This window comes from Amycolatopsis sp. NPDC048633 (genome assembly GCF_040650695.1).
Lineage (GTDB): Bacteria > Actinomycetota > Actinomycetes > Mycobacteriales > Pseudonocardiaceae > Amycolatopsis.
Genome location: NZ_JBEZHS010000020.1, coordinates 76684 through 87831, shown reverse-complemented (window position 1 = coordinate 87831; position 11148 = coordinate 76684). Strand labels below are relative to the sequence as shown.

13 protein-coding genes are annotated in these 11148 nt (G+C 73.3%); 6 read left to right on the top strand and 7 right to left on the bottom strand.

Features of this window, described 5'->3' with window-relative positions; all coding sequences use genetic code 11:
- Positions 1 to 14: 14 nt before the first annotated feature.
- Both AB0C38_RS30280 and AB0C38_RS30275 read right to left on the bottom strand, forming a co-directional pair.
- Positions 15 to 962, bottom strand: coding sequence for a GNAT family N-acetyltransferase (locus AB0C38_RS30280; protein WP_360679800.1), 948 nt, complete (start codon positions 960 to 962; stop codon positions 15 to 17).
- A 65-nt stretch (positions 963 to 1027) separates the two neighbouring features.
- Positions 1028 to 1495, bottom strand: a complete 468-nt coding sequence (locus tag AB0C38_RS30275; protein WP_360679797.1) for a glycogen operon protein GlgX — start codon at positions 1493 to 1495, stop codon at positions 1028 to 1030.
- Positions 1496 to 1594: 99 nt separating this feature from the next.
- On the opposite strand from AB0C38_RS30275, the gene AB0C38_RS30270 reads away from it, so the two are divergent.
- On the top strand, positions 1595 to 2314 hold the full coding sequence (locus AB0C38_RS30270) for a TetR family transcriptional regulator (RefSeq protein WP_360679794.1): 720 nt from the start codon (positions 1595 to 1597) through the stop codon (positions 2312 to 2314).
- A 30-nt stretch (positions 2315 to 2344) separates the two neighbouring features.
- On the opposite strand, the gene AB0C38_RS30265 is transcribed toward AB0C38_RS30270, so the two are convergent.
- Complete coding sequence (locus AB0C38_RS30265; RefSeq protein WP_360679792.1) at positions 2345 to 3016, bottom strand: TetR/AcrR family transcriptional regulator C-terminal domain-containing protein; 672 nt, start codon at positions 3014 to 3016, stop codon at positions 2345 to 2347.
- Positions 3017 to 3078: 62 nt separating this feature from the next.
- Between AB0C38_RS30265 and AB0C38_RS30260 the strand changes: the two genes are divergently transcribed.
- Positions 3079 to 4191 carry an NAD(P)/FAD-dependent oxidoreductase gene (locus tag AB0C38_RS30260; protein ID WP_360679789.1) on the top strand — a complete coding sequence of 371 codons (1113 nt, stop codon included), beginning with the start codon at positions 3079 to 3081 and terminating at the stop codon, positions 4189 to 4191.
- Between the two features lie 6 nt (positions 4192 to 4197).
- Here AB0C38_RS30260 and AB0C38_RS30255 read toward each other — a convergent pair whose 3' ends face one another.
- From AB0C38_RS30255 to AB0C38_RS30240, 4 genes are read right to left on the bottom strand one after another with little or no spacing between them, the layout of a single operon-like run.
- Entirely contained in the window at positions 4198 to 5118 is a 921-nt protein-coding gene (locus AB0C38_RS30255; RefSeq protein ID WP_360679786.1) for a VOC family protein, read from the bottom strand.
- 17 nt (positions 5119 to 5135) lie between these two features.
- A complete protein-coding gene (locus AB0C38_RS30250) occupies positions 5136 to 6323 on the bottom strand; it encodes an acyl-CoA dehydrogenase family protein (RefSeq protein ID WP_360679784.1) in 1188 nt (395 codons plus the stop codon).
- 25 nt (positions 6324 to 6348) lie between these two features.
- A complete protein-coding gene (locus AB0C38_RS30245) occupies positions 6349 to 6882 on the bottom strand; it encodes a flavin reductase family protein (RefSeq protein WP_360679781.1) in 534 nt (177 codons plus the stop codon).
- Complete coding sequence (locus AB0C38_RS30240) at positions 6879 to 7721, bottom strand: fumarylacetoacetate hydrolase family protein (protein ID WP_360679778.1); 843 nt, start codon at positions 7719 to 7721, stop codon at positions 6879 to 6881. Before AB0C38_RS30240 ends, AB0C38_RS30245 begins: the two co-directional genes overlap by 4 nt.
- Positions 7722 to 7889: 168 nt before the next feature.
- On the opposite strand from AB0C38_RS30240, the gene AB0C38_RS30235 reads away from it, so the two are divergent.
- Genes AB0C38_RS30235 through AB0C38_RS30220 form a run of 4 tightly spaced genes read left to right on the top strand, consistent with a single transcriptional unit; the run spans position 7890 to position 11144 of the window.
- Positions 7890 to 8579 (top strand): GntR family transcriptional regulator, encoded by a 690-nt coding sequence (locus AB0C38_RS30235; RefSeq protein WP_360679775.1) that lies wholly within the window; start codon positions 7890 to 7892, stop codon positions 8577 to 8579.
- The gene (locus AB0C38_RS30230) at positions 8576 to 9157 is read left to right on the top strand and encodes a nuclear transport factor 2 family protein (RefSeq protein ID WP_360679772.1); all 582 of its coding nucleotides are present in this window, start codon (positions 8576 to 8578) and stop codon (positions 9155 to 9157) included. Before AB0C38_RS30235 ends, AB0C38_RS30230 begins: the two co-directional genes overlap by 4 nt.
- Complete coding sequence (locus tag AB0C38_RS30225; protein ID WP_360679769.1) at positions 9154 to 10197, top strand: amidohydrolase family protein; 1044 nt, start codon at positions 9154 to 9156, stop codon at positions 10195 to 10197. Before AB0C38_RS30230 ends, AB0C38_RS30225 begins: the two co-directional genes overlap by 4 nt.
- Entirely contained in the window at positions 10194 to 11144 is a 951-nt protein-coding gene (locus AB0C38_RS30220; protein ID WP_360679766.1) for an amidohydrolase family protein, read from the top strand. Before AB0C38_RS30225 ends, AB0C38_RS30220 begins: the two co-directional genes overlap by 4 nt.
- Positions 11145 to 11148: the final 4 nt, after the last annotated feature.

Here is an 11148-nt window from a genome sequence, read left to right as displayed (position 1 = left end):
ACTCGCGGGGCTGCTCAGCGGGCGGTTTTGATGAGCGGCGCGTCCCGCGAAATCTCCCGGAAGCCGACGCCGTAGTACAGCCCACGGGCCCTGGGGTGGCCCGGCGCGCCGAGGCAGGCGACCGTCGCGTGCAGCGCGCCCGCCGCCCGGGCCCGGTGCATCCCGTGCAGCATCATCGCCCGGCCCAGCCCGAGGCGCCGGTGGTCCGGGTGCGTCCCGACCGGCTCGAACTCGACGGTCTTGTTCACCTCGTCGAGCCACAGGATCGCCGAGCCCGCCATCGTCGCGTCCGGTGCCGCCACCAGCACGTGCAGATCGCCGCGATAGGCCGGCGTCTGCCGGACTCCCTCGTAGCTCGCGAGCGTGTACGCCGAGGGGGCCCACCCGGCCAGATGGGCCTGGACCGCGGCTTCCGGCCCGGCTTCCGCCGCGGTGCGGAAGCGAAACCCCTCCGGCAGCACCGGTTCCTCGATCTCGGCGAGGTCTCGTTCGTTGAGCTGGGTCCACGACCCCCGGTCGCCGAGGGCATCCGGGTCGGTCTCGTAGCCGTGGGCCGCCCAGCGCGCCAACGCGAACTCGTCGGCCGCGCCCGGCAGCGCCGTGCGCTCGACGTCGCCCGCCGTCGCGTCGAACCAGGTGATCACGTCGTCGATCAGCCCGGCGTGCTCCGGGTGGACCTGATGCACCAGGGACGCGCCGGTGACGTCCTTCACCGACCCGTCGCTGCGCCGCACCCGGCGCGGGAGCTGGGCCCAGCCCCACGCCACCAGCTCGCCGCCGGAGAACCACAGCCGCCGTGGCCAGCTCGCGTTGTGGTCGGCGCGGCCGCGGCCCCAGTTCCAGGCGAGCTCGCCGTACGACGCGTCGCCGTTCACCAGGTCGGGCCGGGTGGCGGTGATGCGCTGGGCCAAGCCCTGCATGAGCTCGACGTCCTCGGCGGTCAGCAGCTCGACGGTCCCCATGGTCCGTCACTGTGTCAGGACTCCGAGTAGCCGTCGAACCGTTTTCCGGACAGGCCGGCACCGGGTCAGAGGCGCTCGGGGATGCCCGCGAGGACCGCGCCCAGGCTCGGCAGCCACCGCTGGTGCGGGTCCGGCGCCGCGAGCCACTCCGTCGCGACGTCCACGCGCCGGGCGCCGACCGGCAGGGGGAGGAGCGTGCCCCAGGCGAGCACCTCGACGTTCCTGGGCAAGGCGGAGCGCGGGGGGATCAGGCCGTCGGTCTCGGCGAGGAGCGCCACCCGCGGGCCCTGCTGGGTCGGGAGGTGCATGGCCGGACCCTGGCAGCCCGTCGCCGCGAGGCGGGCCAGGACCGGGCCGGCGCTGAGCTTGGGCAGCGTCACCGCGCAGATCCCGTTCTCCAGCGCCAGGAACGGGTGGACGCCCCGCCATTTCACCGGCCAGCCGAAGAGGCGGCCGTAGAAGGCGTCGACCCGGTCGCCCGCCGGGTCCCGGGGCGTGGCGGAGCTGGTCGGCACCTGCTGGTCGAGCGACATCGTCGACGCCTTTCCACGGGGTGGGGTGAGAGTGGGGCAGCACCGCCAGCCTAACGGCACTCAGTGCCGCTAGCAAGGGTGGCTGCTACCGTCCCGGCCATGACGGATTCGCCGCGCCGCGCGCCGGCCACCCGGGTCGGGGCGACCCCCGCGGGCCGGCGGCAGCTGCGCCGCGCCCTCGCCGCCGCGGCCGTGGACCTGTTCGCGGCCAACGGGTACGAGGCCACCACGGTGGACGACATCGCGGCCGCCGCCGGCGTCGGGCGCCGCACGTTCTTCCGGTACTTCGACGCCAAGGACGACGTGCTCTTCGCCAACCACGACGAGATCGTGGCGGAGATGGAAGAGGAGTTCGCCGCCGCCGACCCGGCGCGCGACCCGGTCGAGGTGGCGTGCGCCGCGGTCGGCCTGGTGCTCGACTCCTACGCTGCCGACCTCGACCTGTCGCTCAAGCGGTTCGCCTTGACCCGCACGGTTCCTTCGTTGCGGGACAAGGAGGTCGCGACCGTCGACCGCTACCAGCGGGTGCTCGCGCGCTACCTGCAGGCGCGCTACGAAGACCAGGGCGACGAGACGGCGAGCCTGCGCGCGGCCGTCGCCGCGGCGGCGATCGCGGCGGCCAACAACCACGTCCTGCGGCGCTGGCTGCGCGCCGGCGGCACCGGCGACATCAAGACCGCTGCCGCCGAGGCGTTCGCGCTGGTCGTCGACGCTTTCCGGGCCCCGCGCGGCGATGAGGCGACGGTGGTCGCGGTCCTGACGACCGCGACACCTCTGCACGAGGTCGTGGCCCGGGTCGGCGAAGCCCTGCGCGGCTGACCGTCACTGGCACTGAGTGCCACCCAGGCGTCAGCCGGGCGGGTGGACGGCCGTGATGCCGGCGAGGATGAGGTCCACCCCGGTGAGGAACTGCTCGCGGTCGTCGTGCCCGCGCAGCTCGGCCGCCACCGAGCGGGTGAACGGGTACTCCTGGGGATCCAGGTTCTCCCATGCGCTCGACACCGCGTCGAGGAACTCGGTGCGGTTCGGGTGGGGGATCGGGCTCCGGGCGTTCGCCGCGTTCTGCCCCGCCGCGCCCAGGATGTAGCTGACCAGCGCCGAGGTCGTCGTGAACCGGTGGCCTTCGGGGACACCCAGCGCCTGGACCGGGCGGCCGACGGCTTCGAAGATCCGCGGGGTCACCGACCCGCGCGAGAGCTGCAACGCCAGCTGCGTGGCCAGCCAGGGGTGCCGGTCGATCGCGTCGAACAGCCCGAGCGCGACCGCGCGGACCTCGTCGCCCGGGGAACCGGTGGAGCCGGCCGTCAGTGCGGTGGCCAGGACGCCGTCGGTGGCGGCGTCGAGCAGCTCGCCCTTGTTCGCCACGTGCCAGTAGATCGCCCCCGCCCCGGTCGCGAGGCGTTCGGTCAGGGTCCGGAACGTCAGCCCGGCCTCGCCGGTCGTGTCGAGCAGCTCGACCGCCGCTTCGACGATCCGGTCCCGGCTGAGGGCCTCGGTGCGCCGGCGGGTGCGGGGTGTCATGCCTCATCTTGACATATCTGGAACGCCGTTCCAATATGGAATGACATTCCATAGGAGGCATCATGAACGTCACGATCATCGGCGCCGGGCTCGGCGGCCTCGTCCTCGCCCGCGTCCTGCACGTCCACGGCATCCCGGTCACGGTGTACGAGGCCGAGGCGTCCCCGGCCGCGCGCAAGCAGGGCGGCCTGCTCGACATCCACACCCACACCGGCCAGGTCGCCCTCGAGGCGGCCGGCCTGACGGACGAGTTCCGGGCGCTCGTCCTGGACGGGCACCAGGCCACCCGGGTGCTCGACCGCGACGGCTCGGTCCTGTACGACGAGCCCGACGACGGCACCGGAGGCCGTCCCGAAGTGCCCCGCGGCGAGCTGCGGCAGGTCCTGCTCGACTCGCTCCCCGCCGGCACCGTCCACTGGGGACACAAGGTCACCGGCGTCCGGGCGCTGGGTGGCGGCCGCCACGAGGTGACTTTCGCCGGTGGCACCACGGTCACCACGACCCTGCTGGCCGGCGCGGACGGCGCCTGGTCGAAGGTCCGGCCGCTGCTGTCGGCCGCCGTCCCCGAGTACATCGGCCGCTCGTACGTCGAGACCTTCCTGTACGACGGCGACACCCGGCACCCGGCCGCCGCGAAGGCGGTCGGCGGCGGGGCCCTGCTCGCGCTCGCCCCCGGCAAGGGGATCCAGGCCCACCGCGAGAAGGGCGGCACGCTGCACACCTACGTGGCGCTGACCGAGCCGGTGGAGTGGTTCGGCGACTTCACCGACGCGGCCGCCGCGACCGAGCGGACCGCGCGGGAGTTCGCGGGCTGGGCCCCGGAGCTCACCGCGCTGATCACCGACGGCGACACCCCGCCGGTCCTGCGTCCGCTCCACACCCTGCCGGTCGGGCACCGGTGGGACCGCGTGCCGGGCGTGACGCTCGTCGGGGACGCCGCCCACCTCGCGGCCCCGAACGGCGAAGGCGCGAACCTGGCCATGCTCGACGGCGCCGAGCTCGGCCAGGCCCTCGCCGCGCACGACGACGTGGAAGCGGCCTTGGCCGAGTTCGAACAGGCCATGTTCCTCCGGGGCGCCGAGGCCGCGGCCGACGGCAACGAGCTCCACGAACTGCTCTTCGGCGACGACACGCCCCGCCGCCTGATCGCCATGTTCGCGCCCGGAGGTGAGTGACCGGGGTCAGGCGCCGTCGTGGGCGTCGGTCATCAGGTCCGCCAGGTCCTCCGGCGCCAGGAACGACGGCGGGGGCGGCGGGCCCCACGCGTAGAGGCTCTTCTCCCCGGCGACGACGCGGGGCTCCCAGAGCTGGTCTTCGAGGATGCAGTCGATGTCGGAGTAGTACTCGGAGAAGTTGCCCGCGGGGTCGCGCAGGTACCAGAAGAAGTTCGAGCCGATGTAGTGCCGGCCCAGGCCCCAGGTGTGGCGCTCCGGGTGGCCTTCGAGCATCGCGGTGGCGCCGCGGCCGACCTCGTCGACGTCGTCGACCTCCCACGACGTGTGGTGCAGGAAGCTGACCGGCGCCTGCTGCACCAGCACGTTGTGGTGGTCGGTGGAGCAGCGCATGAAGGAGGCGAAGCCGGGGGCCTCGTCGCTGACCTTGAACCCGAGGCCCTCGGTGAAGAACCGCTGCGTCGCGGCCTGGTCGGTGGAGCCGAACACGACGTGGCCGAGCTTGCGGGGGCGCACCGCGGACTCGCGGTCGATGCCCGGCGCGCGGGTGTTCGCGCGCGACACCGAGCCGGGTCCGTTGTAGGCCACCGGTTCCCGCGGTTCCTGCCGCAACCGCGGGGCCACCGACACGACGACGTCCAGTCCCGTCACCGGGTCCTTGGTGTGCAGGGCATCGCCGTCGATGCGGCTCTCGACGTCGAGACGGGCCAGCGACGCGGTGATGCGGCCGAGGTCGTCCGGGTCGTCGGCGCCGATGCCGAGGGTGAGCAGCCGGCGCTGCCGGGTCTGCCGGAGCTCGAGCTGCTCGCCGCCGTCGGCGGTGGCGAACCCGGACGTGGTCGGCGTGAGGCCGAACTCCGTGTAGTACTTGGCGGTTTCGTCGACGTCCGGGACACCGATGGCGATCTTGGTGAGGCGGTGCAGGCTCATGACGGATTCCCTCCGGATCAGATGAGCGGGGTGATCTGGTCTTCGCGCCCGAGCAGCGCCTTGCCGTAGATCTCGTAGTTGACCGCGGGCGACACGATCGCGTGCCGGGCGGCCACGGCCGAGTCGCGCCAGATCCGCTGCAGCGGGTTGACGTCGGCGAAGCTGCCCGCGCCGTGCGCCGAGAGCAGGATGTCGATCGCGCGGGTGATGTTCTCGACGGCCCAGCCGGTGTCGGCGCGGGTACGGGCCCGCAGTTCGGCGCCGGGATACGTGCCCGCCGACGCCGTGTCGATGTCGTCGGCCGCGCGGTGGGCGTGCAGGTGGGCGGTGTCGATCCGCATCGCGGCTTCGGCCAGCTGGAGCTGGAAGGCGACGGAGTCCGCCTGGGTCGCGTAGGCCGTGTAGGAGACCGGCTTGCGGGCGGCCTTCTCCTTGACCAGCCGCAGCGCCCGGCGGCCCAGGCCGAGCTGCGGGCCGGCCAGCACCAGCGTGAGCACGGGGACGAGCGCGGCCCGGAAGAGATCCTCCTCGGGTTCGCCGTTCGCGTACCGCCCCTCGATCGCCGGCGGCACGGACATCACTCGGTGCTCCGGGACGAAGACGTCGTCGGCGATCAGGCAGTTGGAGCCCGACGAGCGCATCCCGGCGACGAACCAGGTGTCCTCCAAGTCGAGGTCGGTGCGGGGGAGCAGGGCCATGCCCTGGTCGACGACCTCGCCGCGCTCGTCGGTCAGCGGGATGCCCAGCGCCGCCCAGTCGGCGTGCCACGAGCCGGAGTTGTAGTACCAGCGGCCGGTGACGCGCCGGCCACCGTCCACTTTGGTCGTCTCGGCGGTGGGGGCCAGCACACCGGAGACCTTCGCGTCGGGGTTCACGCCCCAGATGTCGTCCTGGGCCTGAACGCTGAACAGCCCGGCTAGCCACGCGCAGACGTTGCTCAGCGCGACGACCCAGGCGGTGCCGCCGTCGGCTTCGGCGACCGCGGAGGAGACGTCGAGCATCGCGCGCACCGGCAGCCCGTAGCCGCCGTAGCGGCGGGGCTGCGCGATCTTGAACGCGCCGGCCTCGGTCAGGGCGGTGATGCTCTCTTCGACGACCCGGCGGTCGGCCTCGCCCTGGGCGGCGTTCTTCTCCAGCAGCGGCTGGAGGTCGGCGATGCGGGCGAGAACCTGGTCGGCCGTAGGGCGTTCGGTCGCGAGGGTCATGACGGCGGTGTCCTTTCCTGGCGGGTCAGCGGGCGCAGGCGGCGATCTGGTCGGTGATGAGCGGGCGCGGCCGCTCGGCGAACCGGGAGTGGGTGCCGAACGTGCGGTGGGCGTAGACGAGCGGCGGCCGCTCGGCCCGGCCCAGATCGGTGACCAGGCCGAACAGCAGGAGGTGGTCGCCGGCCTCGATGACGCGGTCCAGGTCGCACGCCACCCAGCCCGCGGCGTCGCGCAGCCGGGGCAGCCCCCGGTCGGCGAACCACGCCGTGTCGCCGCCGAACCGGTCGGCGCCACGGGTGGCGAACCGGACGGCGAGGTCGTCCTGGCCCTGGCCGAGCAGGTTCACCCCGAAGCGCCCCGCGCCGAGGACTTCGGCCAGCAGCGCCGAGCGGCGGTCGAAGGCGACGCTCACCAGCGGCGGGTCGAGGGAGAGCGAGGTGAACGAGCTGACGGTCGCGCCGTGCGGGCGGCCGGCGGCGTCGCTCGTGGTGACGACGGTGACCGGCGCGCAGACGGCGGCCAGCACCGCGCGGAACCGGCGTCCGTCCACAGTGGTCATGACGGCTCCGCGAACCGGTGGCGCATCGTGCCGATGCCCTCGATCGTGGTGACCAGCTCGTCCCCGGGGCTCAGGAACCGCTGCGGGGAGCGGGCCATGCCGACGCCCGAGGGAGTTCCGGTGAAGATGACGTCGCCGGACCGCAGCGGCAGGATCGCCGAGAGCCGCGCGACGATCTCGGGCACGGAGAAGATCAGGTCGCGGGTGCGGCCCTTCTGCACGGACTCGCCGTTGACCGCGCAGCCCAGCTCGAGGTTGTCGCGGTCGGCGAACTCGTCCGGCGTGACCAGCCACGGCCCGGTCGGTCCGAAGCCGGGCGCGGACTTGCCGAGGCTGAACTGCGGGGCCGGGCCGGCCAGCTGCACCGTCCGGTCCGAGAGGTCCTGGCCGACGGTCAGCCCGGCGATGTGGTCCCAGCCGTCCTCGGCGGAGACGTTGCGGGCTTCGCGGCCGATGACGGCGACCAGCTCGACCTCCCAGTCCACAGTGGACCCGGTGAGCGTGATCTCGCCGGCCGGGCCGGTCAGGCAGCTGGGGAACTTCGTGAACACGGCGGGTGAGTCGGGCAGGCCGAGACCGGACTCGGCGGCGTGGTCGCGATAGTTGAGCCCGACGCCGAAGACCTGGGCCGGAGTGGGGGAGGGCGCCCGCAGGTCTGTTTCTTCGAACACCTCGGCGCCGTCGGCCGGAACGTCGGCCGCCCAGGCGGTGAACTCGTCCCAGCGGGCGTACACCGCGTGGGGGTCGGCTGGGAAGCGCTGTCCGCTGGCGCGCTCGACGTCGACGGCGCCGTCTCCGGTGAGGAGGACGAGCCGGCCGGCGAGGTTGGCGATCCGCATCGAGATGCCTTTCGATCGGGGGAACCCCGACGCCGTGATCTCACTCGGTCGCGTCCCCGGTCGGCGCCGGGGCGACGAGGTGCGTCGGTCAGCTCATACTCTGCCCGCGGTATCCGACTGTCAAGCAAAGAATCGATTCTTGTGTCGAGAGTGTGTTACCGTCTCGGCATGGCGAAGAGAGCGGGTGGCGAAAGCCTGGCCGTGTCGGTCTACCACCGGTTGCGCTCGGCGATCCTCAACGGCGAACTGGCCCCGGGCGAGCGCGTCAAGCCCGCCGAGCTGAGCGCGGAGTTCGAGGTCAGTCTGAGCGTGGTGCGCGAGGCACTCGGGCTGCTCGCCGCCAAGGACCTCGTCCAAGTCGACCGCAACCGCGGCTTCCGGGTCACGCCGCTGTCGTTGCGGGCGCTGACGGACCTGACCGAGGCGCGCGCGATCAACGAGGGTTCGGCGCTGCGGCTGTCGGTGCGGCGCGGCGGCGTCACGTGGGAGTCGGAGGTGCTGGCCGCGCACCACCGGCTCGCCGGGCAGCCGATGATCCTGCCCGGGCCGCCGATGCGGCGCAACGAGGAGTGGGCCCGCGCGCACCTGGAGTTCCACCACACGCTGATCAAGGCGTGCGGCAACGTCGTGCTGCTCGACATCTGCACCCGCCTGTCCGACGCGGCCGAGCTCTACCGCGCCTGGTCCGGCCCCGGCGGCGAGGAACGGCACCGCGACGTCGCCGGCGAGCACCAGGGCCTGGTGGACGCCGCGCTGGCCCACGACGCCGACCTGGCCGTCGCCCGGTTCGAAGCCCATGTCAACCGCACCAAGGAGATCCTGATGGAGTCCAGCTTCAGCGCCGAGCCGGCATCATGACGGCGGCGGAGGTCGCCGAGCTGGTCCTGCGCGAGCGGCAGAGCCGGGATCGCGGCCGGTGGGACCGGCTGGGGGCGTGCTACGCACCGGATTCGGCCGTGCGGCTGAGCTGGTTCCGGGGCACCGGCGAGGAGTTCGTCGCCCGGTCGCGGGAGATGCGCGGGCGCGGCGACCTCACCCGCCACCGGCTCGGGCCGCCCGTCGTGGACCTCGACGGGGACCGCGCGATCGCCGAGATGTCCGCGGCGATCGAGCTGCGGACCGTGCTCGACGGCGTCGAAATCGACCTCACCTCGTACACGCGGCTGCTCTACCGGGCCGAAGTCCGGAGTGGACGGTGGCTGATCACCTCGATGGATCCCATCTACGAACGCGATGTCCTCGCGCCCGTGCTGCCCGGAACGCCGCTGCCGCTGCCCTCGCTCGAGGGACTGCGCCCCTCCTACCGCTTCCTGGCGCACGTGTTCGACCGGCGCGGGTACCCGATCGCCGACGACCTCTACGGCGACGACCGCCCCGCCGAGGTCGCCGAGCTCTACGACTCCCTCTTCGCCTGGCTGTCCGGAAAGGCATCATGACCAAGACCGCCCTGACCGGTGTCCGCGTCTTCGACGGCACCGCGCTGACCGGACCCACCACGGTCGTCCTCGACGGACCCCTCATCGGGAGCGACGCGACCGGCGCGGAGATCGTCGACGCCGCCGGCGCCACCCTGCTGCCGGGACTGGTCGACGCCCACGTCCACCTGCTCACCCCGGACGACCTGCGCGCGCTCGCCGCCCACGGCGTCACCACCGCGCTCGACATGGCGTGCTGGCCGCGCGAACGCGCCGACTCCTTCCGCGGTCAGGTGCCGGACATCCGCAGCGCGGGCCTGCCCGCGATCGGGCCGGGCGGCAACCACGCGAAGATGCCCGGCATGCCCGAGGAGGCGATCCTCACCGCGCCCGGCCAGGCCGCGGACTTCGTCGCCCGCCGGGTGGCCGAAGGGTCGGACTACCTCAAGGTCGTCGTCGAAGGCGACCTGCTGGACCAGGCCACGATCGACGCCGTCGTGGCCGAGGGCAAGGCGCACGGCAAGCTCACGGTCGCCCACGCGGCGTCCGTCGACGCGTACCGGCGCGCCGTCCGGGCGGGGGCGGACGTGATCACCCACGTCCCGCGCGACGGCGTCCTCGACGCCGAGACCACGTCGAAAATGGCCGAGCAAGGGCAGATCGCCGTGCCGACGCTGACGATGATGGACGCGCTCACCACCAAGCTCGGCGCCGACGGCTACGCGTTCAGCCGGGACTCGGTCACCGCGTTGCACGCGGCCGGGGTGCCGATCCTCGCGGGCACCGACGCGTTCTCCGCGCCGATGCTGCCCTTCCCGGTCGTGCACGGGGCGAGCCTGCACCAGGAGCTGGCGCTGCTGGTCGAAGCCGGACTGTCCGAACCGGACGCGCTGCGGGCGGCGACCGACCTGCCCGCCCGGTACTTCGGCTTCCCCGACCGCGGTGCCGTGCGCGCAGGACTGCGGGCGGACCTGGTGCTCGTCGACGGCGACCCGACCCGGGACATCACGGCCACCGGCAAGATCCGCCGCGTCTGGGCGGCCGGGGAAGTGGTCGCGTGAGCGGCCTGGTCGACGTCCACGCGCACTTCCTCACCCCGGAGTACGTCGAGGCCGCGATCGCGGCCGGGCACGGCTCACCCGACGGCATGCCCGGCTGGCCGTCCTGGGACGCCTCGGCGCACCTCGAGCTGATGGACCGCTGGGGTGTCGAGGTCTCGCTGCTGTCGATCTCCTCGCCGGGCGTCCACTTCGGCGACGACACCGCCGCGCGACGGCTCGCGCGGCACGTCAACGACGCCGGCGCCGAAGCCCGCCGGGCGCATGCGGACCGGTTCGGCCACTTCGCGTCGCTGCCGCTGCCCGATGTGGACGGTGCGCTCGCCGAACTGGCCCACGCGGCCGACGAGCTGGGCTGCGACGGCGTCACGATCGAGACGAACGCCGGCGGCCGCTACCTCGGCGATCCGGCGTTCGCTCCACTGTGGACGGAACTGGCCCGCCGCCGGACCCCGGTGTTCGTCCACCCGACCTCACCGCCGCACGCCGAGGCGATCGCGCTCGGGCGGCCGCGGCCGATGCTGGAGTTCCTCTTCGACACCGGCCGGGCCGTGAGCGACCTGCTCTTCACCGGCACGCTGGCACGCCACCCCGGCGTCCCGTGGATCTTCACCCACGGCGGCGGCGTGCTGCCGCTACTGGCCGACCGGCTGGAGCTGTTCCGGACCGCGTTCACCGGCGACACCGGCGGGCCCACGGTTCCCGAGCAGGTCGGCGACTTGTGGTTCGACATCGCGGGGACGCCGTTCCCGCACCAGGTCCCGGCGTTCGAGCGCGCGTTCGGTACCGAGAAGCTGTTGTACGGCAGCGACTTCTGCTGGACCCCGCCGGCCGCCGTCGACGCGCAGCTGGCGGGCATCGACGCGGCCACCCAGCCGGCGGGCACCACCTGGCGGGAGCTCACCACCCGCAACTGCGCCCGCCTGTTTCCCCGGCTGTCGCCGGCCTGATCGA